This window comes from Mesotoga sp. H07pep.5.4 (assembly GCF_003664935.1).
GTDB lineage: Bacteria > Thermotogota > Thermotogae > Petrotogales > Kosmotogaceae > Mesotoga > Mesotoga prima.
In genome coordinates this window covers 176143-202622 of the sequence record NZ_JFHM01000004.1, presented here as the reverse complement: position 1 = coordinate 202622, position 26480 = coordinate 176143, and the positions used below count along the sequence as shown (strand labels likewise).

The 26480-nt window shown below is 43.7% G+C and carries 26 protein-coding genes and 1 tRNA gene; 2 read left to right on the top strand and 25 right to left on the bottom strand.

Going from position 1 to position 26480, the window contains the following annotated elements; all coding sequences use genetic code 11:
- Nucleotides 1-18 precede the first annotated feature (18 nt).
- From Y696_RS02220 to Y696_RS02100, 25 genes are all read right to left on the bottom strand, one after another.
- Entirely contained in the window at nt 19-1182 is a 1164-nt protein-coding gene (locus Y696_RS02220) for a type III PLP-dependent enzyme (protein WP_121509712.1), read from the bottom strand.
- 126 nt (nt 1183-1308) lie between these two features.
- On the bottom strand, nt 1309-2259 hold the full coding sequence (locus Y696_RS02215) for a GAF domain-containing protein (RefSeq protein ID WP_006491981.1): 951 nt from the start codon (nt 2257-2259) through the stop codon (nt 1309-1311).
- Nucleotides 2260-2262: 3 nt separating this feature from the next.
- Nucleotides 2263-3429: an LCP family protein gene (locus Y696_RS02210; RefSeq protein ID WP_259459827.1), complete on the bottom strand. Its 1167-nt coding sequence runs from the start codon at nt 3427-3429 to the stop codon at nt 2263-2265.
- Between the two features lie 35 nt (nt 3430-3464).
- Nucleotides 3465-4175, bottom strand: a complete 711-nt coding sequence (locus Y696_RS02205) for a hypothetical protein (RefSeq protein WP_259459826.1) — start codon at nt 4173-4175, stop codon at nt 3465-3467.
- Complete coding sequence (gene yqeK / locus Y696_RS02200) at nt 4162-4755, bottom strand: bis(5'-nucleosyl)-tetraphosphatase (symmetrical) YqeK (RefSeq protein WP_121509709.1); 594 nt, start codon at nt 4753-4755, stop codon at nt 4162-4164. Before yqeK ends, Y696_RS02205 begins: the two co-directional genes overlap by 14 nt.
- Nucleotides 4727-5950: a hypothetical protein gene (locus Y696_RS02195; RefSeq protein WP_121509708.1), complete on the bottom strand. Its 1224-nt coding sequence runs from the start codon at nt 5948-5950 to the stop codon at nt 4727-4729. Before Y696_RS02195 ends, yqeK begins: the two co-directional genes overlap by 29 nt.
- Before the next feature lie 16 nt (nt 5951-5966).
- Entirely contained in the window at nt 5967-6245 is a 279-nt protein-coding gene (locus Y696_RS02190) for a DUF503 domain-containing protein (protein WP_121509707.1), read from the bottom strand.
- 103 nt (nt 6246-6348) lie between these two features.
- A complete protein-coding gene (gene fusA / locus Y696_RS02185; RefSeq protein WP_121509706.1) occupies nt 6349-8421 on the bottom strand; it encodes an elongation factor G in 2073 nt (690 codons plus the stop codon).
- 28 nt (nt 8422-8449) lie between these two features.
- Nucleotides 8450-10123 (bottom strand): phosphodiester glycosidase family protein, encoded by a 1674-nt coding sequence (locus tag Y696_RS02180; RefSeq protein ID WP_121509705.1) that lies wholly within the window; start codon nt 10121-10123, stop codon nt 8450-8452.
- A gap of 12 nt (nt 10124-10135) precedes the next feature.
- Nucleotides 10136-11437, bottom strand: coding sequence for a thymidine phosphorylase (locus tag Y696_RS02175; RefSeq protein WP_121509704.1), 1302 nt, complete (start codon nt 11435-11437; stop codon nt 10136-10138).
- Entirely contained in the window at nt 11434-12684 is a 1251-nt protein-coding gene (locus Y696_RS02170) for a cell wall metabolism sensor histidine kinase WalK (RefSeq protein ID WP_099771866.1), read from the bottom strand. The genes Y696_RS02175 and Y696_RS02170 overlap by 4 nt, the downstream gene beginning before the upstream one ends.
- A 4-nt stretch (nt 12685-12688) precedes the next feature.
- Nucleotides 12689-13408: a response regulator transcription factor gene (locus Y696_RS02165; RefSeq protein WP_006491968.1), complete on the bottom strand. Its 720-nt coding sequence runs from the start codon at nt 13406-13408 to the stop codon at nt 12689-12691.
- Entirely contained in the window at nt 13380-14855 is a 1476-nt protein-coding gene (locus Y696_RS02160) for a radical SAM protein (RefSeq protein ID WP_183084172.1), read from the bottom strand. Before Y696_RS02160 ends, Y696_RS02165 begins: the two co-directional genes overlap by 29 nt.
- A complete protein-coding gene (locus Y696_RS02155) occupies nt 14848-15255 on the bottom strand; it encodes a thioesterase family protein (protein ID WP_121509702.1) in 408 nt (135 codons plus the stop codon). The genes Y696_RS02160 and Y696_RS02155 overlap by 8 nt, the downstream gene beginning before the upstream one ends.
- 12 nt (nt 15256-15267) lie before the next feature.
- Complete coding sequence (ftsH, locus tag Y696_RS02150) at nt 15268-17169, bottom strand: ATP-dependent zinc metalloprotease FtsH (RefSeq protein WP_121509701.1); 1902 nt, start codon at nt 17167-17169, stop codon at nt 15268-15270.
- A gap of 4 nt (nt 17170-17173) precedes the next feature.
- Entirely contained in the window at nt 17174-18565 is a 1392-nt protein-coding gene (tilS, locus tag Y696_RS02145; RefSeq protein ID WP_121509700.1) for a tRNA lysidine(34) synthetase TilS, read from the bottom strand.
- 42 nt (nt 18566-18607) lie between these two features.
- Nucleotides 18608-18683: transfer RNA gene (locus Y696_RS02140), tRNA-Thr, on the bottom strand.
- Nucleotides 18684-18727: 44 nt separating this feature from the next.
- Nucleotides 18728-20263, bottom strand: a complete 1536-nt coding sequence (gene rny / locus Y696_RS02135; RefSeq protein WP_006491959.1) for a ribonuclease Y — start codon at nt 20261-20263, stop codon at nt 18728-18730.
- Nucleotides 20264-20317: 54 nt separating this feature from the next.
- On the bottom strand, nt 20318-20755 hold the full coding sequence (locus Y696_RS02130; protein WP_121509699.1) for a regulatory protein RecX: 438 nt from the start codon (nt 20753-20755) through the stop codon (nt 20318-20320).
- Nucleotides 20755-21804: a recombinase RecA gene (gene recA, locus Y696_RS02125; RefSeq protein ID WP_006491956.1), complete on the bottom strand. Its 1050-nt coding sequence runs from the start codon at nt 21802-21804 to the stop codon at nt 20755-20757. Before recA ends, Y696_RS02130 begins: the two co-directional genes overlap by 1 nt.
- The gene (gene thpR, locus Y696_RS02120) at nt 21794-22360 is read right to left on the bottom strand and encodes an RNA 2',3'-cyclic phosphodiesterase (RefSeq protein ID WP_006491955.1); all 567 of its coding nucleotides are present in this window, start codon (nt 22358-22360) and stop codon (nt 21794-21796) included. The genes recA and thpR overlap by 11 nt, the downstream gene beginning before the upstream one ends.
- 1 nt (nt 22361) lies before the next feature.
- Nucleotides 22362-22901: a CDP-diacylglycerol--glycerol-3-phosphate 3-phosphatidyltransferase gene (gene pgsA, locus Y696_RS02115; protein ID WP_039882805.1), complete on the bottom strand. Its 540-nt coding sequence runs from the start codon at nt 22899-22901 to the stop codon at nt 22362-22364.
- Nucleotides 22888-24192: a 30S ribosomal protein S12 methylthiotransferase RimO gene (gene rimO / locus Y696_RS02110; protein WP_014730224.1), complete on the bottom strand. Its 1305-nt coding sequence runs from the start codon at nt 24190-24192 to the stop codon at nt 22888-22890. The genes pgsA and rimO overlap by 14 nt, the downstream gene beginning before the upstream one ends.
- Entirely contained in the window at nt 24189-24725 is a 537-nt protein-coding gene (locus Y696_RS02105) for a DUF4416 family protein (protein ID WP_006491952.1), read from the bottom strand. The genes rimO and Y696_RS02105 overlap by 4 nt, the downstream gene beginning before the upstream one ends.
- Nucleotides 24725-25060 carry a hypothetical protein gene (locus tag Y696_RS02100; protein WP_121509698.1) on the bottom strand — a complete coding sequence of 112 codons (336 nt, stop codon included), beginning with the start codon at nt 25058-25060 and terminating at the stop codon, nt 24725-24727. The genes Y696_RS02105 and Y696_RS02100 overlap by 1 nt, the downstream gene beginning before the upstream one ends.
- A 146-nt stretch (nt 25061-25206) precedes the next feature.
- Here Y696_RS02100 and Y696_RS02095 point away from each other — a divergent pair, with 146 nt between their 5' ends.
- Nucleotides 25207-25860, top strand: a complete 654-nt coding sequence (locus Y696_RS02095; protein WP_121509697.1) for a redox-sensing transcriptional repressor Rex — start codon at nt 25207-25209, stop codon at nt 25858-25860.
- Complete coding sequence (udk, locus tag Y696_RS02090; RefSeq protein ID WP_014730222.1) at nt 25860-26465, top strand: uridine kinase; 606 nt, start codon at nt 25860-25862, stop codon at nt 26463-26465. The genes Y696_RS02095 and udk overlap by 1 nt, the downstream gene beginning before the upstream one ends.
- Nucleotides 26466-26480: the final 15 nt, after the last annotated feature.

Genomic DNA, 26480 nt, shown 5'->3' with positions numbered 1-26480 from the left:
CCCTATTCGGGGCTCTTTTTATTCCATGAAGTCTCGTTCTATAGGCATTTCAGCATCTATGAAGTCTTCCACGAACAGAACTCTCGGAGCATCAATGCCATTGAAATTCGTAGCATACTCAGTTGTGTAGGCACCTGCATTAATGAAGTACAATATGTCTCCGTAGCCTATGTTTTTCGGTAGGTCTATCTCGTGGTAAATAGTATCTACCGAATCACATGTGGGTCCTGCCAGATGAAAGGAAATCTTAGTATCGTCAACTTTTCCTTCGGTCAGAACTTCATACCTGAAACCTTCTATTGTCTCTGTTAGACCGTGAAAGACACCGGCGTCGATATATACCCAGTCTTCACTGCCCTTCTTGCTGCGAAGAATCACCTGACTGACGAGAATTGCCGAATTTCCAACCATGGACCTGCCTGGTTCAATGAAGAGCTCAAGATCAGGAACAAAAGACATGTATTTGTCCAGTGCTCTGTTTATTATGTCGCCATAAGACTTTACAGACTTGATTTCTCTTACATGCTTTACGGGCATTCCTCCGCCAAGATTTAACATGCGCAGGTTAATATTCTTGGCACGAAGAGTCTTGAAAACCTTCGAAGCATCCCTTATTGCATCGTCCCAACTATTTACGTTGTAGTTTTGCGAACCAACATGGAAGCTAACACCGTAAGCGTCGAGGCCCAGCTGATCGGCATATTCCATGATAGAGATCACATGACCAACATCCGTTCCAAACTTTCTCGAGAGCGGCCAATCACAATCTCCACCGCTGGTTGCGATTCTCCCGTAGACTTTACTTCCTGGGGCGTGAGCAGCTATTTTTTCTACTTCCATTTCCGAGTCAACAGCATAATAGTCTATTCCAACGGAATAAGCGTATGCGATGTCTTCGACTTTCTTAATGGTGTTTCCAAAACTCATTCTTTCGGGGCTTATACCCAATGCCAGAAGCTTCTCAATCTCACCGCGTGAAGCTACATCGAAATTGCTGCCGAGATCCCGAAGAGTCTCGATAATCCTGGGGTGTGAATTCGCTTTAACCGCGTAAAACACCTGGACATTTCTAACATGGCTTACAATGTCGAAATAATTGTTTCTAACGTAATCCATATCCATTATCAAGAACGGTGTCTTTATTTCTCTTGCGGCCTTCCTAACCTCAGGGGTAATGTGCACTACGGCATCCCTCCTATAAAATAATCAAGTTATTGTAGCATCGAAACTATGAAGGAATGCCAAAGATACAATGTCATTTATAGTTTAATAAAGTTACAATACTATGCACCCCAATATTAGCCATTTTCAGCTTGCAATCAGGAGTCCACATACTTTTTCGAGAAATTCCTCATCTAGGCGGTCGAAACTATTCTGAAAATGACTGTCAATATCCAGTTCACCTATTACCTTTCCGTCAACTATTAAAGGTAGCACGATCTCGGCTTTCGTCTTTGAACTGCAAGAGAGATAGTTGTTCTCCTTTGATACATCCGGCACCAGGAAAACCTTCTTAGTTTCTGCGGCTTGTCCGCAAATTCCACTTCCAAAGGCGATTTTCACATGTTCCGTGGGTTCTCCGACGTAAGGCCCTAAAACAAGGGATCTGTCTTCATTGACGAGATAAAAGCCAGTCCAGTTGTAGTAATCAACATACTTGTCCAGGAGCTTAGAGATCATTGCCATCTTTTCTTTGAAAGAACGGCCTTTGATTTCTCTCTCAATCACATCAAGTATCAAGTCAAATCTTTCGGATCGTTTCCCGCTGTCCATAGTATGACGCACGTTTACCCTTGAATACTCAAGGAAATCCTTCAGGGCCGCCAATATGACGCTTGAGAAGTCTTTGATGCTCCCTTCTTTCCAGCAAAACAGGAGATCTATCATCACTACATTTCCTCTGGATGTTGGGACTATGAGATGTTGCTGTCTTCCAAGGGCACCCAGTATGTGGATCACAAAATCCTCTCTTTCAAGATGAAGCTGGGGAGACATCTTGCCGAGCTCTTGCAGAACTCTCGATTTCTCAATAGGTCCCTGAATCTCCCAGTAGTGAGACAGCCTGTCAATCTCTCTCCTTTCGAGTTTGTCTAGTGACAGAGAGAGTTCTTCTTCGTCAAGGTTGTTCTTGAACATGTACTCCTCTAGAACTCTAGGATGCTTCTCTCTATAACTTGTCCAGAAATCGAACCATCTCTCCTTTGGATAGCTCAAAATGCCGAAGTAATCATAAGTGAAATCCCTGAAAATGCTCCTCATCTACTACCTTCCCCCTACTCCAAGCAACACATAAGCATCATACTTAGCTGGATAGAATCTATTCTTTGACAGGGAATCTATCAACGCATAATAATAATCAAGCCCTCCGAAGCTGGAAGTCAACATAACAAAGGGTCTGTGATAGACGTGCGCCTTTGAGAAGAGCTCTCTAATTTCTGAGTCTTTCGAATTTATGAACAGATATGTATCGCGCTTTTCAATGCCTGAAATATTCGGTACAAAACCCGTGGCATCTACTTTCACTCCTGCCTGAGCAAGCCACTGACTTTTTATTGTTTCCGCGAAATCTCCAAATCTTTCCTCATAGTCGGGAATATTGTTTATCACCAGAATCTTCGGCGACCTGCTTTCGATTTCGACTGCTTTCGGTTCATCGCTGCCGGGACCGGTTGGAACTATCTGACCCTCATCATCGATGTAGTAATCTATCTGTGTGAAACTTACGGACCTCTTACCTGTGAAGAAACCAACGGCGAAGTCAGTGAGAGTCTTCTTGTCTATGCTGATATCTGTCTTTTCAAGCACGAAATCTATCATTTCTATCATCTTCGACGGCCCAGCACTTACAAGATTTCGGATGAGCTGTTCCAACACTCTCTTCTGTCTATCGATCCGACCAAGATCACCCGAATCAGAGCTTCTGTAGCGAAGGAACTTCAGCAGGTCCTCACCTTCGAGAAAATAAATGCCAGGTTCGAAATGGATGTGAAGTCCCTGCTGGAAATCGTCGTGATGCATCGGCGTGGTAACTTCAACACGAATAGGACCGGTGAACGTCGTTATTTCGGTCACAGTATTGAAATCAACAACAACGGAACCCGTTATCGTTCTCCCGGTAAGCTTTTCCACTTCCTCGATAAGCGCTTCTATCCCAAAGGAGTTGTACAGGGAGTTGATCTTTCTCTTTTCAGATCTGTAAGTAACTACAGTGTCTCTGGGGATGCTCTTTAACAAGAGACCTCCGGAAGTCCGAAAATACACAATCGAGATATAATCTGTTCTTCCACCAACTGCGTCACTTGAGTTTCCACCGGAATCTACTCCTACGACCAGGAAGCTCTCTGCCGCAAGATCTTTTGCCGAGAAAGAGTAAAAAGCGTCCCTGAAAATGAGAAAAGTCAGAAAGAAAAAGAGAAAAACTTGCAGCACCGTCAACGCCACAAGAAATAGATGAACAGATTTCATTAGTCTGCTAATGCCTTTTTTACTGTCTCCAGTGAATCGGGTTTAAGATACATTCGTGAAACCGTTTCGCCTCCAACTCCCACTGATATCTTCATCGGAAACTCAGTTAAGGTTTCGAGCTTATAGGTCATCCTCGATGAATTTCCCAGGCGACGAAGTAGAACAGCGATCCCTTCAGAAGTCAATATGGAAGCGCTGTCGTACTCCTTAACGGTTTGAACGAAATCATTTATCTTCCAGTAATCAAATAACTTAAACCCTCGCAGAGCCATGGCATCGATGAGTTCGACAGGATTCGAAGCATTGACCCCGAGTTTTGAAGAAAGAGCATCTATCAAGTCGGGGGTAAAATTGACGAAATAAGAGAAATCACCTGAAGTACCAAGCCAACTCTGAACTGCTTCAACGGCATCTGCTCCAAGTTGCGGATCCAGAACCTCTTTGGAGTTCTGAATAGTGGCGAAAATTGGGAAGATCACAAGCGATGTTCTGCCCACCGTCGTAGTCCTTACATAGTAATAGAGAGGATAATCCGCAGACTGCCAGTAGAAGAGATAATCTACATACTCTGCCTTCATCTCATCGCTGCTGTTGACCCCATTTACTATGAAATACACATAGCCTGCACCTGCTACAACGACAAGTACAATCACCAAAATCAACCACAATAGTTTTGGACCACGTCGTCTCTTGGGCTTAATTAAAGACATGACTGGCACCTCCATGTAATTCATTCCACGTCCACACGGTCTCGGGAAGCAAGAGACTGTCCGACTCAACGGCCCATGTTATTTTCAATCTTATCACGTCAACAAATGTTTTTTCCAGATCCACTTCTGCAGTTTCACGAATATGAAGGGCTTCGGAAAAGTCTCTTCCTTCTTCAGCAATATCCGAAATCATCAAAATCTTTCCCGTAGTACTCATACCCGGAATCCCGCTTACATGCCAGTAGACAGCCTGAAAGACATCGCCGTCAACTCCGTATTCCTCTTTGAGATAAAGGGCGGCAACTTTTCCGTGAAGAAGAACAGGTGCAACCCTCTCCATTTCAGTCATATCAATCCCGAAGGAAATAGCTAGTCTCATTAGTTCGTCTTCCGCCTGGTCTCTAAACATATCATGTGAAACGGCAGCGAGACCAACTCCTGAGGAATCGATACCATGAATGCTGCTTAATCTCTTTGCGAGTCTTTCCACTCCCAAAATATGCTCGAATCTTTCCGAAGAGCACATCGACTTTGCCTTGGCGCGAACTTCTCTAGTTACCGTATCGTACTCTGTAATCAACTTTAACCTCTGCAATTTGATCGGGTTCAACCGTTATAACTGCCGACCATTTTCCTTCAGCTTTTACGTATTCGAATTTTTCGTTATTTTCCATATTGATTTGGTCTACATTTTGTCCAAAATAGTCCTCGATCACTACCGCTGACGTTTCTTCAGACAGATTTCTCACGTAATATGTATTTCTAATGTATCTGTATGTACTATCAGTCTTCATTGTCTCCGAAATCTTCTTTCCAGCAATTTCAATAGATTTTGCAACGCTTTCCAGTGAAATATTCTCTCCTTCAGCTATGTTCCCAATTCCCGCCGAACCCAAGTAAACCGAATCGCTCCAGATATCTATGATACCAGATGGAAGATCTAGCGGGACCTCTTTGAGGCGGACATCAATATCGACACCCGTATAGTTGCTCGCTCCCCAGTTGGCCCTGAACACTAGCCTCTTTTCTCCTTCAACAAACCTCGATAGAAATGATATGTAATTGATCCCACGACTCAGCGGGACAGAAATCTCGTAAAGCCTTGTTTCAGCGCCAGAAGTAGTTGGGGATATTGAGTAGGATGCATTTGCCATTTTGCTTGAACTCTCTCTAGCAGAGTAGCCAAATTCAGGATTCGAAGATACAAGTGTAATTGTTGACGGTGGCTCAACGCCTAAGTCAACAATCATCAGACCAGTCATTGAAAAATCGTCCACCGATAGAGAGTACCTTGCTGTCCAGCTGTTATTCGTCGTTTGGTAGGTAAACCTCGCGTGCCCGTTGTAGTTTTCTTGAGTCTCTAGCAAAAATTGTCCTGCTGGAGTGTACTCACCAGTGAAAACAGGTGAGCCCTTTGGATTGACAAGTATTTCTCCATAAGAATTTCTGAATACGGGAAAGTCAGAAATAACTTCTAGCATTTCCGATCTTCCATCGTCAAAGAGGAATTTGATCCATCTCCCTATTTGTTTCTCATATAGGGACTTTAGGCTATCGGCAGGAAGATATCTTATATGTGTTCTCTCAGGAGCACCGAACACTGAAAGGCTTTCGGGTACAATATTAGCTCCATACGGCAATTCTATGATTGCGGTCCCATTCTCGAATACGACTTCTCCGGAATAGATAGAAAACCCGCTGAAGATATACAACTGCTGAGAAAGAGAAATAGATGCTAAAAACACCAGCATTAATGAGACTAGAATTTTCTTCATTCTTCACCTCCATTTATTACCAGATCTCTCCGTCCTCTCCTGAGACTTCGAGACCGTTCCAGATTATTCGCTGCCAAACCGATTGAAAGAGCGAATCTAGTTCGCCCCTTTCGTTTGCCACCATGCAGACAGTGATTTCGCTCTCTTGTTTTGAATCATGCTTCCCCGTCTCAACGACTGAAGCATTGAATTTCCTTCGAAGGTCATTTATGACAGGCTTGATTACGGCTCGTTTCTCCTTTAAGGAACTTATTCCATACAATCTCAAAAGATAAGTCATATAGCCCACGTGCATTTTTTCTCGACTCCTCCTAACTCTCAATCCTATGACATCCACTGGTCAACTAACGTTCAAAGAAAAGCGGGGGATTTCCCCCGCTCAAGTATCGTTTATAATCTCACTTCTGCTGCTCTTCCAGTTCTCTCTGCCTTTCAAGAATGATCTTCTGCTGGACATCGGGCGGAGTCTCCTGATAACCACTGAATTTCATGGTAAAGTATCCACGACCACTCGTAATTGAGCTGAGCTTATTCGCAAAGTCTAGCATCTCTGCGAGAGGAACTTGGGCAACTACCTTTGAAGTACCCTTGCCCTGAGGTTCCATTCCCATTGGTCTACCTCTTCTAGAAGTTATTTCACCCATTATGTCTCCCGTGGACTCCTCAGGAACAAAGACCTCGACGTCCATCAAAGGTTCAAGAATGACAGGGTTTGCTTCTGCCATCCCGTTTTTGAAAGCCTGTCTTGCAGCTATTTGGAATGACATATCTGAAGAGTCAACGTCGTGGTATGATCCGTAGAAAAGGGTTACTTTTGCGTCGACAACGGGATATGAAGCGAGAACACCTTTCTTCATAGCTTCCACAATGCCCTTCTCGACAGCTGGGATATAGTTCTTTGGAACGACACCCCCAACGATTTTGTCTATAAACTCAAAACCTGCGCCGCGTTCATTGGGCTCAATCTTTATCTGAACGTGCCCATACTGGCCATGCCCACCAGTTTGTTTTTTGTGCTTGTACTCGGCCTCAACAGTCTTCCTTACTGTTTCTCTGTAAGCGATCTTCGGCTTTCCAACTTCTACATCAACAGAGAATAGCTTCTTAAGCCTCTCGATCATAATGTCCAGATGGACTGAACCAAGACCACTGATAACTGTCTCGTTGGTCTCAGGATCATTTTCCCACTTGAATGTGGGATCGGATTCTGCCAGTCTGGCAAGACCTCCACTTATCTTATCTATGTCTCCCTTCGACTTCGGCTGGATAGACTTTGATATCATAGGTTCGGGCATAACCGGCAGGTCAAGCTTCAGCTGCCTATCCTTGTGTGCAACAGTGTTACCGGCAGCGCTCTTCTTAAGTTTGCTAAGCTTCACTATGTCTCCCACTGTCGCTTCGTCCACTTCAATTTCCTTTGTACCCTCTGGAAGCATAACGTGACCTACCTTTTCGGAGGAATCCTGATCAACAACATAGAAAGAGTCTCCCTGCTTCAAAGTTCCTGAAAGCAGTTTCATAAAAGTGAGCTTACCAACAAAGGGATCGACAACAGATTTGAAAATGTAGGCAACAAGTGGTTCTTCCTCAGCAGGAACTACATCAATCTTTTCTCCGGAGAGGAGCGTTGCCGCTTTCGGAGAAGCTTCTGAAGGCCCCTTGCCAACTGCACTCACAAAGTCCAGGAGCTGTGAAATTCCAATGTTCTTTCCAGCTGATCCAAGAAGGACCGGAATTACTTCGTTCGCAAGGTAGGCTTTCCTGAGGGCAGTGATCAGTTCCTCTGTCGAGAGTTCTTCTCCTTCCAGATACTTCATCATCAGTTCCTCGTCGTTCTGAACAATATCCTCGATCATTTTCGTTCTAGACTCTTCGGCCGCTGACTTTAGATCAGCAGGAATATCCTCATCCTTGAAAGCGCCTTCGTTCTCGTAAATATAGGCTTTCATCTTCACCAAATCTACAATTCCCCGGAAGTCCGCTTCTCTCCCGATTGGAAGCTGCACAAGGACCGGGGTTCTCTCAAATGTATCCGCCAGATCCGAGAGGGTTTCTTCGTAACCGGCTCTCTCCTTATCAAGCATATTGAAGAACGCAATAATCCCCTTCTTGAGCTCCTTGGCAATCGAACCGAACCTTTCTGTCTGTATCTCAAGCCCGGCAGTTGAATTTATTACCGCAACAACATTCTCCGATGCAAAAATACCATTTGCTGTCTCGGCATAAAAATCCGACATACCGGGAGTATCGATCACATAGATTCTCTTATCATTGTGGGGTAAGCTGGTGACTCCCATTGAGAAACTTGCTTTCTTCTCTTTTTCGACTTCTTCTGAATCAGTCGCCAGGATGCCTATTCGATCAATAAGCTTTGCATTGAAAAGCATCGCATCAACAATTTGAGTTTTACCTGACCCGTGGTGCCCAATGAGTACAATATCTCTTTTGGCATCGACCGGAATCTTGTCCATATCTGACCACCTCCAAATCTATTTCAATCTATTTACGCGACCCGGTTATTATTACGGGAAGAGAGGGAACTCCTGAGGATGGAGAATTGATTATTTCGCCATTCACAGACATCACCGATGATTTGCCGCCATCAAGACACATTAGAGATTCAAATCCCTTGTCTTTAAAGAATTCTATCATCTCTTTGAAAGTTAAGCCATAGCTACTGTGCTGGTATCCATCGATAACAATGAATACTACTTCTCCGCTTTCTTTGATGCCAACAAGCGTTCTCGGTGCTCTGACATCCAGAAGAGATGCCGAATAGTAGTTCTGCTCATAATCAGTGACCGGTCTCCCATTATGAATTATCATGGGTCCACCCTCAACTGCTCCGGTGATCTTCACGCCAAATGAATTCATTAGTTCAAAGGAAACCGATCTGCCTATAAAAGCAGTATCTCCAATTTTCTGCAAAGATGATGGTGAAAGAACCAGCAAATCAGTATCCTTCTCCACCTTTGATGAAAATCCTTCCTTTACAATCCTTCCATCCTTTACCACCAGATAAGTGAAGTCATCGAACTCTGGAATGCTGTTACGGTATTCATCGGTGTACAGCACTGCTTCGCCTCTGTATGGAGAATTAACACCCGTAATCTGAACAAACCGATCATCGAATTTTGCGAGGTACAATATGTCCATCCTTGTAACATATGTTTTTCCATCTTCAGTGAAATATATCGCCGGTCTTCCCAGGCTTGGGAGACCTACGACTTTTCCGTTTTGAACAAGAAGACCAATGGGGAGGTTTTGATTCTGGTCGAAGTAGCCGCCGTTTATCATAATCTCTGAACCACTCTCTCGCAATACATCAGTTGCCTTTTCGAGGCCACCAATCCCATTGTTCGCAAGTTGAACGCCAAAAGAGAAGCTGGAGCCGTTCATTTCAAGGTAAGACATAGTAAATTTCTGGCCACCTGAATAGGATTCAAAAATATTCAAGCTGAAATCCGTACTCGTTTCCTGCTCTATCGTTCTCCCTATGCCGCTTTTTCCCATGAGAGTGAGGGTTCTCCCTGTAATCTCATATTCTACGTCTGGCCAGGGTTTCTCCACGGATATCTTCACAAACCCCCTTCCCGTGGCCACTGTCACTCCTTCTGCATCCAGAAAAGGATCGATTTTTGCCGGCTTCAAGGTTAAAGCTAGAGAACCGCTTCCTGTCCACCAGACAGTGAAAAAATCCGGGAGAACGTCTCTATCCAGAGTAATTGAAACAGATTCAGGCCTGTTCACAATGCTTTTTATCGTTACAGGCTGCGCATAGAGTATCAGTGCCTCAGTCTCGCTGAAGAAAGACTTGTCGGTAATTGCGGCAAGTAGCTCGGCATTAATGTAGACCATGCCATCCTTAAAGATCATCGAGTTGTCAAATTCACTTCCAAATTCCACGGTTGCCCTTTTTGTCTCGTGAGATAGAGAAACAATTATTCCCGAAGGGAGAATCATTATTGTCTCTTCCTGACGAAGTGATTGAGAGACAACTACTCCTCTTATCAGCTCACCGATAATATCAAGTTTTACAAAGTCCATAGATCGGTCAGTTACAACGGAGTTGGTAAAGACCCTCGTCTGCCCTCTTTCATCAAGGTATATCAGATTCTTTGCTGATGAGACCAATGAAATGAGAAGAAAACAAATAAAGATAATGCGTTTCATATAATGCACTCCTTAGATCACTTCGTAAACTATTGGAGGAGGGGATGTTTTCTGCTCTGAAATGACAAAGCTATCAACAAGCCTCTTAGCCTCATTATCGGCATTTCTTTTGTCATTTGCATAAATAACTGCGATAACTTCATCTTTCTCGACCCTATCACCAATTCTTTTCAAGATTCTTACTCCCACCGATGGGTCAATAACGTCTTCCTTACGTTCTCTTCCAGCACCCAGCCTCATGCAGATCAGTCCAATCGACTCCGCATCAACTGATTGTACGTATCCGCTTACACTTGTTCTGACTTCCTCAACAATTTCGGCCTCTTTGAAATGAACTGCATAATTTTCGGAAAATCCTTCTGGGCCTCCTTGAGCGTAGACAAATTCATCGAATTTCCTCAGTGCCTCGCCGGAGAGTATCAGTCTATCGACAGTCCTCAATGCTTCTGCCTCGCTTTTCATCCCGCCCGCTACGAGCATCTGACCCGCGATTATTCTACACAGAGAGCTAAAATCCTGTGGACCGCGTCCTTTAAGGGTATCGATGGCTTCAACAACTTCAAGGGAATTCCCCACTGAAACGCCCAGCGGCTGGTTCATATCGCTAATTACAGCCTTCGTGGCTCTTCTGTTTTTTCTTCCTAAATCAATCATAGCTCTTGCAAGCGTTTTGGCACCACCCAGATCTTTCATGAATGCTCCTGTACCAATCTTGACATCAAGGAGAATTCCATCCGAGTCTACTGCGAGTTTCTTGCTCATTATGCTTGACGCAATTAGCGAGATCTCATCAACAGTTGCTGTAAGATCTCGAAGAGCATAAAGTTTCTTGTCCGCAACTGCAACTTGCGCTGTCTGACCTGCAAGGGCTATACCAATGCGCTCGGCTTGCCTTTTGAATTGTTCTATGTCCAGTGAAGTCACAAAGCCTGGAATTGATTCAAGTTTGTCGATTGTCCCACCGGTATGACCAAGCCCTCTTCCAGACAATTTAGCAAAAACTAGGCCGGCGGCTGCTACAATAGGTCCAACAACTAGAGTAACCTTGTCGCCAACCCCACCGGTAGAGTGTTTATCGATTTTTCGACCTTTGATAGACGAAAGATCAATCCGATCACCAGACTCTATCATAATTTCAGTGAGATGGAACCTCTCTTCTGCATTAAGGTGATTGAAGTAAACAGCCATTAACCATGCCGCCATTTGATAATCGGGCACAATTCCTTCAACGAAACCCATTATCAGTGAATCCAGCTCTTCTTTGGTGTTGGGAAAACCATTTCTCTTCTTCATGATTATGTCGTATATTCTCATTCAAACACCTTCTTAAGCGGTAGCTTGACTTTCAAGATCGTTCCTGTACCGTACTCGCTCTCAAGGGAAATCGTGCCTCCGTGCTTCTCAACAATAAACCTTGTAATCGCCAGTCCGAGGCCAGTCCCACCCATTTTTCTCGATCGAGCTTTGTCTACTCTGTAGAAACGCTCAAAAATGTGTTTCAAAGAGTCTTCCGGTATTCCAACTCCAGTATCTTCTACTTCTATCATTGCGGAGTTATTCTGGGCATAGGCTCTGAGCCAGATTTCTTTTGGCCCGTGTTCCTTGGCAAAGGTGTATTTCACGGCGTTGTCTACAAGGTTCAATAGAAGCTGTACAAGTCTGTCAAAATCACCCTCCACAAAAATCCCTTCATCTACGTCGACATTTATGGAGACATTCTTCTCACTCGCGAGAGGCTCAACAATTCTCATTACGTAGTTGACTACCTCCCCTAACTCCACATCCTCTTTGCTGAATGATGCTTCACCTGATTCAAGCTTTTCCAGATCGAGCAAGTCGTTAATTAATCTCGTCATTCTGGCAGATTCGTTTTCAATTATAGAAAGGAATCTGTAGACAGTCTCTTTATCCTCAAGATCGTCTTCGGCAAGTGTTTCAGCGTATCCGTGGATTGATGTTAGCGGTGTCCTAAGCTCGTGGGAGACATTTGCGACGAAATCTCTTCTCATTGCCTCAACTTCCTTCTCCTTCGTGATATCGCGGAGAAGGATGAGATATCTAACTTCACTTTTAAGAGTGACTCTCATTATCTTGCAATTTCTTACCGATCTTCTGGGATAATATATAGTTATCTCGGACTCTTGACTCTCCTGAGTTCTAACCGAATCTTCAAAGAGATCGCCAATGTAGTAACTGTCTATCCCTTCACTGATTCTTAGACCTACGAGCTGCTTGCTAGAAAGTTCTTGCGCAGCTTTGTTGGCGTATTCGATCTTTCCGTCCTCCGAGGCTATCAAGAAAGCATCGCTCAAGTTGTCGAAGATCGTGACAAGGTTCTCGATCCTGGCATTTAGAAGAGCAATCTCTTCTTTCATACTTGAGATCAGCTGTTGAACCTTCTTATATATAAAGATAAACTCGGCGCTTCTCGGAACTTCGACGAGATCCGCAAAGCGCCTTTTAGCGGCTTCTAATCTCTTATTCTTTTGATTCTCATGTCTAAACAGAATCATGAAGAGAAAAGCTATCACCGCAACAACAGCGAGGACAGCATAAAGCAATTAATCAATCTTCCTTTCCGGGATCTCTGAACTTATAGCCTTTTCCTCTGACTGTAATTATATACTTCGGAGTAGAAGCGTCTTCTTCGATTTTCGTTCTAAGTCTTCTGATATGAACATCAACGGTTCTTGTGTCACCGTAGTAATCGTATCCCCAGAGTTTATCAAGAAGCACATCCCTGCTGAAAACCTTTCCTTCGTTCTCTGCAAGGAATCTTAGTAGTTCAAACTCAAGAGGGGTAAGGTTAACCATTCTATTCCTCACTCTTACCTCGTACTTTTCTGTATCGATTTCGAGATCTCTTGCGAGTATCTTCTTTGGCCTTTCCTCTTTTGCCTGCGCACTCTGCTGAATTCTTCTAAATACCGCTCTAATTCTAGCCAGCACTTCTCGAACACTGAACGGTTTGGTGATGTAGTCGTCTGCACCAAGCTCTAACCCCAACACCTTGTCGAATTCTTCACTCTTCGCACTCAGAAAAATTACGGGTGTCTGTCTGAACTTCTCTGTCGCTCTAAGGTTTCTTACAAGTTCGAATCCATCCATTCCTGGAAGCATAATGTCGACGATAAACATGTCTGTTTCGTTGTCTTCGGCAATCTTCAACGCTTCTTCTGCATCATAAGCTTTCAGTACTTCGTAGCCCTCCTTTTTTAAATTGAAAGTAAGGAGCTCCACGATCGAAGGTTCATCATCAACGACCAGAATACTCTTCTTTGCCATGCTCTTTCCACTCCTTCCGTTTCGAATTCACATCCTCTGCGTATTTGTTCAGAATAGGTGTTGGATCAATTCCACGCTCGACAAGTTCAAGTAATTCTCTTCCTTTTTCTCTATCGATGCTGGCAAGGGCAAACTGCAACCGCGATTCTCTAAGGCTCTCAAAATCGAGTTTGACTCCCTCCATCATCAGTTCCGATCTTATTTCCCTCTCTAACTTTCTAAGAACGCCGACCGACTCCATTGGCATATGCTCAAACGGCGTGCCGGGTTTCGGAATCAGCGGGTTCAAACTAAGCACTACGCTTGAATAACCCATCTTTAAAGCTTGATGCACGGTTTTCGATATTTCTGTCCTGTCATCATGGGTCTCAAAAACAGCTCCATATATGTAATACATCTTCACCCTGCGAAAATCATTATTCCTTCCTAACTCCAGTGCCTCAGTGATATCTTCCTCGCTTATCCCCTTTGCAAAGGCATTCCTTATCTTCTGGCTTCCCCCCTCCGGTGCAATTGTGAAAGAGCTTTGCCCGGAAAGCTTCAGAGACCTCATCAATGTATCCGATAGAGAATCAAGTCTGAGAGAGGAAACTGACAGCTCATAACCCTTTTCAATACAGTGTTCTGCTATCTCATCAATGCCTGGATAATCAGTAACCGTCGCGGCAATCAGTCCAAATCTTTTTGTGAATCCCGCAACTGAATCCATGAGATCAATCGTGCCTTTCAGTTCTCTGAACCTTGGTCTTCCAAATTTGAATCCCGCGACGCAGAACTTACATTTTCGAAAGCATCCTCTACCAATCTCTATGAGATACCTGTCTCCGAAGACCGAATCCGGACTGATAAAAGCGCTTTCACCCAGGCAATTAGAAAAAATCGTTTCCTGGTGTTCTGTCTCGAGAGTAGAGACCATCTCCTCTTTACTCATGCGATGATCAATGGCAGAGAGTTGCTCGAGGAATTTCTCACCAAGGTCTCCCCTATAAACCACATCTGCAATCTCAGATACAAGAGAGTCACTGAAGTAGGTTAAGGCTCCACCGATAAGGATCAATGGATGAAACCTGTTCCTTTTTTCCTTCCTAAGGGGTATCGAGAACTTATTCAATATTTCAAAGACGTTAAGCAGATCGAGTTCAAAATGCACAGAAAAAGACCAAATCACAAATTCATCAAGCGGCGTTAATGAATCAAAAGAATAATGCTTCGAAAAACTCTTATGAAAAAAGAATCTCTCCGCCCTTACACTACCCAGCTCGTTGAACTTAGTCATCAATACATGAGTCGATAGACTTGCGCTTCCTACTTTATATGAGTTCGGGTAGATAATTGCTACCTTCACATCTCCAAAACCACGTACTTCTTTAACAAATCGCTCTCTTGATCTGAGTCTGGAAACTATCTCATACTCGCTCCAGCTTTTTCTGTCTCTCGGTTTACGCACCAAATGCTCTCCTAAGGAAGTCAACAGAGATGAACTTCCTGGAGAACTCAAAAGCACCCGCTTCGGTTCCTAGCTGTACAACCGACCCGGAAAAGTGCACTTCCGCACAATCTGAAACAGATACTATCCTGATGTTTATAACGAGCTCCTCTTCCATCAATAAGGGAGAATAGTGTTTTACAGATGTTTCGGAAACCACAGAAACCAGCGAATCCGATTCAAAGTCAGATATCAGACTGTGGCCACAACTGTGGACAATTTTCATCAGTCCACTGGTAGACAGGAGATTTAGCAGTTCAAGATCGTACCGTTCCGACCATCTCAAAGAAACGTCGGTAGGAATAACAGTTTGAGTGAATTCACTGTTTTCCAGTGATCTTAACCGCTCTAAATCCAGCATTTTTCGCCACCTCTAATCCTTTGCAATATCTGGCTCTTCTGCAGATGCTCCTGGAGCAATGTCTATGGCCTCAAGATCATCCTTGTAATAGTTGCCGCCTTCAAGTCCAAGAATATCGGCCAGTTCCTTCCCCGAAATAGTCTCTTTCTGAAGAAGGTACTCTGCCGCTTCATCAAGCTTTTTTCTATGGTCAGAGAGGACTCTCTTAGCTTTTTCATAACAAGTGAGAACAATAGTCTTGACTTCGGAGTCAATTTCGCTAGCGATCTCCTCAGAGTAATTCTTCATCCGCGTGAGTTCTCTGCCCAGGAATACTTCTTCTTCCTCTTTGCCCCAGGCAATGGGTCCCAGTCTTTCACTCATTCCAAACTGTGTTACCATACTTCTCGCCATCGCGCTGGCTCTTTCCAGATCACTAGCAGCTCCTGTGGTTATTTCTCCAAAGACAAGATCTTCGGCTGCCCTTCCTCCAAGCGCCTGCGCCATATTATCCAGAAGCTCAGACTTGGTTATGAGGTACCTATCCTCCAGCGGTAGACTCTCCGTAAAACCCAGGGTAGAAGTCCCACGAGGAATTATTGTTACTTTGTGAACCGGGAACGCCTTTGGAAGAATTAAGCCGACAACCGCATGGCCTAGTTCGTGATAGGCAAGTATTTTCTTCTCTCTATCGTTTATGATTCTCGATCTCTTTGCAGGACCGGCCAGGACCCTATCAATGGCTTCCTCAAGTTCTGGCATTCCAATCATCTTTTTCTTTTTTCTGGCTGAGAGAATTGCCGCTTCATTGATCAGGTTCTCAAGATCTGCACCGACAAATCCAGGTGTCCTCCTTCCCAAGAGCTGAACATCGACTTCGGGATCTATCGGCTTTCCGCGCATATGTATCTTGAGAATCTCTGATCTCCCTTTCAAATCAGGAGGGTCAACAGATATTTTCTTGTCGAATCTCCCAGGTCTTAGTAAAGCTTTATCGAGAATGTCTGGACGGTTTGTTGCGGCTATTACTATGACACCTGTTTTAGCATCAAACCCATCCATCTCCACTAGAATCTGGTTTAAAGTCTGTTCCCGCTCATCGTGTCCTCCGCCAAGCCCTGCTCCTCTATGTCTTCCAACCGCATCGATTTCATCGATGAAAAGAATCGCAGGCGCTGAAGACTTTGCCTGAGTGAACAGATCTCTCACTCTTGCCGCACCGACTCCTACGAAGAGCTCGACGAAGTCCGACCCGCTAATGAAGAAAAACGGAACTCCTGCTTCACCAGCTACGGCTCTTGCAAGCAATGTCTTTCCCGTTCCGGGAGGCCCCACAAGCAGAAGACCCTTAGGCATTCTTGCGCCAGTGTCTGCAAATATCGACGGATCCTTGAGATAGCTGACAATGTCTGCCAGTTCTTGCTGCGCCTCATCAACTCCTGCCACATCTTTGAAAGTTACCCTCTTATCAGTGTTAACGTACTTCCTTGCAGGGCTCTTCGTAAAAGTGAAGGCTTGAGAATTCCTACCGGACATTGATCTCATTAGGAAGAACCATATGAATATGATAATCCCCAGAGGGATCAAAGTACCGAGGAGATTCACCCAGAAAAGAGAATCGCTTCCTCGCTCGAACGTTATGTTTGCGCCTCTTTCAGCAAGCAAGTCAATGTGATCCTGGAAGGTTTGTGTTACAAGCGTCTGAGATGGAACATAAGTCTCAAGAGACCTTCTTGGGTTGTCTCCCGTTATGTAGACAACTTTTCCGCTGTCGTAAACAACTATATCGATTATGTTATTGAAGTCATCCAAAAATTTTGTGTAAGGAACTACAATGCTTGTCTCAGTTGGATACAGGCCCCTGAGAGCAATCAGCAGGAATAAACCTAAAACAACGTAAAATATAATCATTCCAATCCTGGGCTTTTGATCCACAGAACTACCTCCTTTCAAGGCTAAAGACTACATTGTTACGACTGGAGGGGCCAACTCTACATAACTCGCTCGTGACAACACCCGGAATCCAGAGGATCTCTCCAAAAGCGTTTTCAAGAACCATTATCATACTCGAGAAGCCCTTAAGACCTTTGTCTGACAAAACATCTACCACTTTCTTTTCTCTCTTCATTCCAAAGGGTATAATCTTATCCTTGTCGTTCATCATTCTAATACTCAACGGAAAGATAATTCGGGAATCTGAACATATACTTTTGAAAGCACCATCAAATTCACCGTAATTCTCACTTGAAATTCCCGCCTTGGATTCGACTTTGATTTGCCAGCCTTCTGCCTCATAGACAAAAGGAATGGATTCTATAAAACTTTTTTCATGCCCATGAAACTCAAGGGTTCCTCTGTAAAAAAACACATATTTGCCAATCCTGGAAGCTTTCACATTTTCTTTGAACTCAACTGTCCACCGACCTTCGTCTTTAGAGAAGAGATCAAAAAAGGCTAACGCACGCTCCCGAGAAGGAGGGTAGTTGTCAAAACTCATCATAGACACTATCTTTCTAACTAGCTCAAGAATGAGAGGTTTCTCTATCTCTCTCAGTTCAGAGAGCCTAGCGAAATATATCCCATTTGCCTTCCCAAATCTAGACATTAGCGTTTCCACCCTCGAATCAATTAACGAATATCCATCATAGATATTTTCAAAGAACCTCCAAATAGCTTTGTTAAGTGCCGGGTTTATCTTTCTGAGTTCAGGTATGACCCGCAAACGCAGGAAATTGCGCTCAAAACCATCCTCAGCGTTGGTTTCATCCTCCATAAATGTAACCTTGTTAATTGTAACATAATCTACAATACGCTGCATATCGCTGAACAGCAGTGGCCTTATCAAATCACCGTTCGATGGACGCAACCCAATTACGCCTTTCATGCCTGTCCCCTTCACCAATCTCAATAAGGTATTTTCCACCAGATCATCTCGATTGTGACCAAGAGCAATGCGGTCGGCTCCTACCATAGACTTCACGTCTCTCAAAAAACCATATCTTACTTCCCTTGCAGCCGATTCAATTGATTCTCCCTGCTTCATTCTCATGTATTCCCTCACATCGCGCTTTTCATGGAAGAAATCTATAGAGCGATCTTCACAGAACTGCTCAATCATTCTTGCCTCTTCTTGGGGTCCCTCTTCGCGAAGGCCATGGTTTAGGTTAGCCGCGAAGAGCTCTATCTTTAATGTTGATTTCAAGTTGTTTAGAACATTTAAGAGAGCCATTGAATCCTTTCCACCGGAAACGGCAACAAGAATTCTCTGCCCTTCGCGTACGAGATCCCATTCTTTTACAAATCGAAGAACCTCTAACTCGAAGTTATCCATTTTTCCCACCACCAATAGTAATGCGCCCGTAAAGGGCGCATCTGGAGCCAACGAAGGGACTTGAACCCCCAACCTGCTCATTACGAATGAGCCGCTCTACCGGTTGAGCTACGTTGGCACCTGGTTTCAATTTTATATCACTGCTTTTCCTATGTCAATCTTTCAGGAAGCATAAGAGACGCTTCTTCGCTCTCTTATTACAGTAACCTTTATAACACCGGGATATTCCAGTTCTTCTTCAATCTTCTTTGCTATATCAATGGCCATCTTTTCAGCAAGAAGATCGTCAACCTTTTCAGGTTCAACGATGACTCGAATTTCCCTCCCGGCTTGAATAGCGTAAGCCTTCTCTATGTGTTTGAACCCGGTGGCAATATTTTCGAGATTCTCCAGCCTCTTTATGTACATATCTAGCGACTCTCTTCTTGCTCCGGGCCTGGATGCCGAGACTGCGTCTGCCGCGGCTACCAGAACTGCCTCAGGAGTTAAAGCTTCGGTCTCACCATGGTGATACTGAATCATATTCACCACGTGACTCTTTTCGCCGTATCTCTTTGCGATTTCTCCGCCGATTATTGCGTGGGATCCCTCAACTTCGTGATCAATCGCCTTCCCGATATCATGAAGAATTGCACCTCTCTTCACCTTATCGACGTTCAGTCCAAGTTCCGAGGCCATCAACGCCGCCAAATGTGCTACCTCGATCGAATGCTGTAAGACGTTCTGCCCGTAACTGGTCCTGAACTTCAGTCTACCGAGAAGTTTGACAAGCTCCGGATGCATAGAAGGAATTCCCACTTTCATTAACGCTTCCTGACCGGCTTCCTTTATTTCATTGTAAATCTCTTTCTTGGATTTCTCGTACATTTCCTCGATTCTTGCCGGGTGAATTCTGCCATCTTCCACAAGTCTATCTAGAGTCATCTTGGCTATTGCTCTTCTCAGAGGATTGAAACAAGATACGACTACGACTTCAGGTGTGTCATCGATTACAAGATCTGAACCTGTTAGCTTTTCGAAGGCCCTGATATTTCTACCCTCTCTTCCAATAATCCTACCTTTCATTTCATCTGAAGGGAGGCTAACAGCGCTTACCGTCACATCTCCTGTGTAGTCTGCAGCGTAACGCTGCACAGAATTCACGATTACCCATTTTGCGTAACGGTTTCCCTCTTCATCGTAGTGATCTTTCAATTCCTTCAGCTTTTGGGCAAGATCATGTTCATATATCTCTTCAGCTCTCTTCAGAACCATATTCCTCGCTTCCTCCATCGAAAGCTCGGCCAAACTGAAGAGCTTCTTTTCAGCTTCTTCTTTCATTTCTTCAACCCGAGCGCGCTCTAAATCTAGTTGCATTCTCGTCTTTTCAATAGCTTCTTCCTTTTTGTCGATGTTGTCTTCTCTTCTCGAAATCCTGTCTTCCCATTGCTTCAGTTCCTCTCGATCTCTCTTGAAGTCCTTCTCCTGCTCTTCCCTAAGTCGATGGAGTTCTTCGCGCCCTTCAATGAGAGCCTTTTTCTTCAGATGATCTGCCTCTTCCTGAGCCCTTTTTATGATCGATTCTGAATCTTGCTTCGCCGATTTCAGCTGAAGTTGCAGCTCCTCCTTCGCCTTCTTCACGGCAGAGGGGGTGAATATAAAATAAGCCAGCGCTATCCCTGCTGCGAGGCCGGCTATTATACCAATCAAAAACATCATAGTTTCTCAACGCTGGTCCTTTCAATTTCAGTCGAGGAAACCAGCTCCCTCCCTTCATGATTTCTCATCAATTTCATCAATTACTTCGTCTATTAACGAAGACGAAAATCCTTTTCTATAAAGCTTTCTTCGCATTTTATCAGCATCTGTTCTTTCTGTACTACCAATTGCAATTTTTGCAATCTCTTTTAAGTCGCAGTTTTCCAATTCCTTCTCAATTGAATCAGAGATAATCTCTTCCAAGATGCCCAGTTTGAAAAGCTCCTGTCTGATTCTGAATGGGCCCTTATGATGAACGTTCAGTCCATCGCTCACATAAAGACTGGCAAAGACTCTGTCGTCTACTAGTTTCTGCTCTTCAAGTTTTTCAATGACCTCATCGACTTCTTCCTGAGAATAACCCTTTTTCAGTAGTTGGTCTTCTATCTCCTTTCTGGATCTCATCCTATACTTTATGTATCTAACTGCATCCTTCATTGGATCGGAAAGCATTATCCTTCCTCTTCCTTCTCCTCTTTTTTAGCTTCTAGAAGTGGCAAATTGTATTTTGCTCTAAGTCTGTTTTCCATTTCAAGGATCAACTCGGGATTCTCTTTCATGAATTCCACACCGTTTGACTTTCCCTGACCAAGACTTACCTCATTATTATCTTCCGAGATGTAGGTATACCAGGCGCCTTTCCTCTCTATCATGTTTTCTGAGAGTGCAAGATTGAAGAGCTCGTTTGCATGTTCAATACCCTGTCCATAGATTATGTCGACCTTCGCTTCTCGGAATGGAGGCGCAACTTTGTTCTTTACGACTTTTATCGTTGTCTCGTTTCCAAGGACCGTATTTCCTTCTCTTATCGCGCTCCCTCTTTTTATCTCAAGCCTTACTGAAGAGTAAAACTTAAGAGCTACTCCTCCAGTGGTGGTTTCAGGGTTCCCGTAAACTACCCCAATTTTCATTCTTGTTTGGTTAATGAAAATGACTATGCATTTGGACTTACTAACATTTCCGGAAATCTTTCTCAATGCCTGAGACATAAGACGGGCTTGGAGTCCGACTTGAAGTTCACCCATAGCCCCCTCAATCTCAGTTCTAGGGACCAGGGCAGCGACAGAATCTACTACAATTAGATCAACGGCATTTGATCTTATAAGACCATCGACGATATCAAGGGCCTGTTCCCCATAGTCTGGCTGAGAAATAAGAAGATTGTCAACATCTACGCCGAGGTTCTGGGCATAGTGAATATCCAGCGCATGTTCAGCATCGATAAAAGCAGCTATTCCACCACGCTTCTGAACTTCTGCAATCGCATGCAAGGCAATGGTCGTCTTGCCACTTGACTCCGCACCATAGATCTCAACAACTCTACCTCTCGGGTATCCTCCAACCGTTAAAGCGATATCAACTGCAAGCGATCCAGTAGGGATAACTTCTATGTTTTTGTGTTCTTCCTTATCACCCATCAACATCACTGAACCCTTACCAAACTGTTTTTCAATGTCCTTTATTGCCCTTTCAAGTGCGTTCTTCTTATCCTTAGACAGCATGTTCAATCAGTCCTCCTTCAAAACTGCATGTGAAGACCTTCCTGTATGTTGCGCCTTCCCTCGAAAGGATAGATTCGAATATTGTAACTTCTCCAACAGGGAAGATTATGTGCTCATTTTCAAGAGTGCTTAGAAACTTGCGCCACATGGGCGGACTAAACTTCATTCTTCCAACTGTTAGATGGGGTCTGAAATTCTCGTCGACGGGAAGACTTAACGCCTCAAGCACTACTCTTGTTTCTCTCTGGAGATTGACAAGATTTTGGTTCCGCTCGATTGCAACCCAGATTACTTTCGGCAGATCCTTGTGCTTGAAATAACCTATTCTACCCGTCTCCAAAGTAAAAGAAGGAAAGCCTCTTAATCTGCGAGAAAGCATCGACGCGAGCAAAGCAAGTTTGTCCAACTCAATGTTGTCAAGAAATGCAAGCGTGACATGAGCGTTTGCTCCAGGCACCCAGGATGCCTTGAATCCCATTCTTCTAAGCTTTTCAGATATACCGTCTATCATTGCCGGGACTCTCTCGCCGGTGTCAACTGCAATAAAAGAGCGCAATTTACTTTCCTCCCTTAAAGATATCAAGATTCTTAAGTAGGTAATTGCCCCCACTTAACGCCGTTATGATAGCAACAAGGATCTCGAACCAAACCATCACACTCGGAGCGGGAAATCCCCAGAGCAAATTAGAGTAAAGAAGTATCAAGAGCGCAATTTGCGCCACGGTCTTGGCTTTGCCAAATATGTCCGCGGCAATCACTTTTCCCTTACTTGAAGCAACCATTCGAATCCCTGACACAAGTGTATCCCTGAATATGAGGATAAAGAGGAACCACAGACTGATCCTGGACAGTCCCATAAACCCTAAGAAAACTGAAGTAACCAGTATCTTATCGGAGATCTGGTCAAGGAATTTTCCTAAATCCGTAACCAGTCCACGTTTTCGCGCTATTCTGCCATCGAAGAAATCTGTCAAAGCAGCGACAACGAAAACAATAAACGAAAAATAGTGACCCACAACACTCCCGCTCATTAGCATCAGCAATGCAGGTATAGTAAGCAACATTCTGGATAAAGTTAAAATATTAGGCAAGTTCATCCAAGATAACACCTTCCATGTCATGTTCATAAGAATCAGTAATTCTCGCTTTAACAAAAACCCCATCCTCATTATGACCTTTAAGTACCACCACTCCGTCAACGTCTGGCGCACTGTTATAGGCTCTTCCAAGCGAATAACTTGAACCGCTTTCTTCAACAAGAACAGTCATTATCTGTCCTTTGAACTGGGAAAGCCTTCCGGCTGAAATCGTGTCCTGTTCTTCAAGCAACGAATTGAGCATTTCCTTAGCCGCCTTTCTGCCGATCGTCCTCTTCTGGCCGAATGCCTGAGTCCCTTCTTCGTTGGAATAAACAAAGCCTCCAAGTCTATCGAATTTTACACTTCTCACAAAATCAAGGGTTTCATTGAATGTTGCTTCACTTTCACCGGGAAAACCAATCAACAAGGTTGTTCTCAGAATAGCGTGAGGAGCCTTTTGCCTTATTCCAAACAGCAGCTCGCGCAACCGATCTGAATCCTTTATCCTCCCCATCTTCTTCAAGATTCTTGTAGAACCGCTTTGAACTGGAATATCAAAATAATCTACGACTTTTGACAGTGAGAGAATCGAATCGACAAGCTCGTTGTCAACGTGATCAGGATGAAGATAAAGAACTCTTATCCAGAAATCCCCATCAATATTGTTGAGCCTCTCAAGAAGGCTCTTGAGATCCGTTTTCTCATTCAAGTCTTTTCCATATTGTGTACAATCCTGAGAAACGAGATCGATCTCCTTTACTCCTTTTCTTATGAGAGAAAGTGTCTCTTTAACTATACTATCTGGATTTCGACTCACCGACTTCCCCTTGAAATTAGGAATAGAACAAAAGGCGCAGTTTCTGTTACAGCCATCTCCTATCTTCACATAAGCAGAATACTTACTGCTGACCACTCTACTGGAAAAGTCGTATACTCCATCTGGCTCCTTCAAATAGAAGAACTCCCCATTTTCAATTAGATCTGCAAGAGTAAATGGACTTGTAACTCCTATAAGTCCATCTATCTCAGAAATTTCCGATTTTAGTTCATCAAAATATCGCTGCACAAGACACCCTACAGCTACTACCTTCAATCCAGGATTCTCTTGCTTAAGAGAAATGAATTTGAAGATTTCCTCCACACTCTCCTTTTTTGCATCGTCAATAAAGCCGCAGGTATCTATAATTATCAAATCCGCAACTGAAGCATCTTCAACTATCTCGTGTCCTCTATTAGCCATTATCCCCATGAAGTTGTCCATGTCAGCGATATTCTTTGAGCATCCCAGAGAAAGAACTCCGAGCTTCATAGCCTTTCCTTTCTCTTGAGAAGATACAACTCCCTGATTTTCATAAGCTCTTCTATGTATTCACGATCTTTGTAATTGGGATAAGTGTATGGAAGAGGTTTCAAAGAGCCATCGATGTACATAAGCGTAATTTCTGCATAAATGCCGTCTCCAACATAAACACGATTTGCCCAGTGCTTCGTAGAGGCCAGCACGAACTGCGCATGATGAATGTAACCCGGATCCAGATTTACCTTTCGATTGCCTTCCAACGTGAAATGATCTTCTATCGCATTCGTCAATCTTTTTATCAGAGAAATCTGTTGTGGGTGAATAAGCCTTTTGAAGGAGATCAATTTTCCCCTCAAGCCATATCCCATTTCATCATTGTAATAAGATGTGTACCTATCAAAATCCAGAGCCTTTGAAATGTAGTCTGCTGGCCCAAATCTTTTCTCAAGAACAGGTTGAATCTCCTGCAATCTGTAATCTATATATGAACCGAAAACAAAGATTACGAGATTGACCATCTCCGTCTTTCGATAATTCCCCATCACTTTACACTCACTTTCACACGCGGAATACTCACATTGACTATCTTTCCGCCACCTCTTATTGTGTATCTTCCGGCTACTTCTTGCTCGACAATTACTTCGTCATTTCGCCCAATACTTAGCATCAAACCCTCCCCAGGCTGAAGAACGTATCCTTCATCATCCAGGAGAATCCTGATCGGTGTAGTATTATCATAAAAAATTACCTCAAATTCAGCCGACCGCGATTCCTTCACATATCTGATAATGTACAAAGTTTCAACAAAAAGGAAAAGAGATATGATCAGCATTAGTACTAATACAAATTGGCTTTTCAAAACAACTCTCTTTTCCATAGAATGTGCTCCAGTCTACATTATGAACATTCTAAAGGTAATTATAGCACGTAGCTGTCTCACATTTTTGAGTGGCTCAATCAAAGATGAACCGACGGTAACCATGATATAATTTTCGCAAAGGAACTCCTGGAGGAAGATAAATAATGGACAGTAGGAAGATTCCCAAGCCCACGATCAAGAGACTTGCAATTTTTCACAGATGCCTAGAAAATCTGGTGATCTCTGGGGTGTCAAGCATATCTTCAAAAGACTTTGCCGACAGGCTAGGCATCAAAGCCAGTCAAGTCAGAAAAGACCTTTCATATTTTGGCGAGTTTGGCAAAAGGGGTGTAGGTTACAACACCGAGCTTCTTCTTGACAGCATAAGCGAGATACTGGGAATCAGAAAGAGGTGGAATACCTGTATAGTTGGAATGGGAAATCTGGGGATGGCGCTGGCCAACTATCCAGGCCTTTCCAAATCGGGATTCGTTGCAAAGGCACTGTTCGACAACAATCCTAACAAGATAGGAATGCCCATGCCAAATAACCTCATGATTGAGTCCACGGCCAAATTGAAAGAAATAGTCAAAAGTAGGAATATTGAAATCGGTGTGATTACTGTTCCGGCAAGCGCGGCGCAGAGCACCGCCGATTTGCTAACGGAGGCAGGTATAAAGGGCATAGTGAATTTTACGCCAATAAGACTTTCTTTACCTCAGGAGATCATAAACGAAGAGATAGATATTTCGGCTTCTTTCCGGTCACTTGCTTTTAGCATGACTTATGGATCTTCAAAGAAAGGAAGAAAGCATTAATGGTCCTCGTTTCAATAACTGGTGGCAGCGGGGCAGGAAAGACGTCGGTGACAAATATGATCTTCAACCACTTCATGGAACGAGCTGCGGTCCTTTCTATGGATGACTATTATAAGAATCTCGATCCAGGCACCGATCCAAGACAATTCAACTTTGACTCCCCTAAGGCCTTTGATTTTGAGCTTTTCGAAGAGCATCTCAGATCCGTTAAAGAGAACAAAAGCATTATGGTTCCTGTCTATAGTATGGTGACCTATAGGCGTGAGTCTGGAATATGTAGAAAGTTCATACCTAAACCGTTGATTATTGTCGAAGGACTTTTGGTAATGTTCAAGAAAGAAATGAGGGATCTCTTCGATTTTTCGATCTACATAGATGCACCGGCTGATGAAAGGCTAATTAGAAGAATTGAACGGGATACAAAGGAACGAGGGAGATCAATAGAGAGCATAATCGAACAATACAGAAAATTTGTCGCCCCCTCTTTCGAGAGTTTCATAGAACCGCAAAAATACTTTTGTGATATAGTTTTACCTGACGGGGCCGCAAATACTACCGGTCTCAATGTGATAATCAATGCTATTGAGAATATGTTAAACAAGTGATCGGGCTGGAGGTGT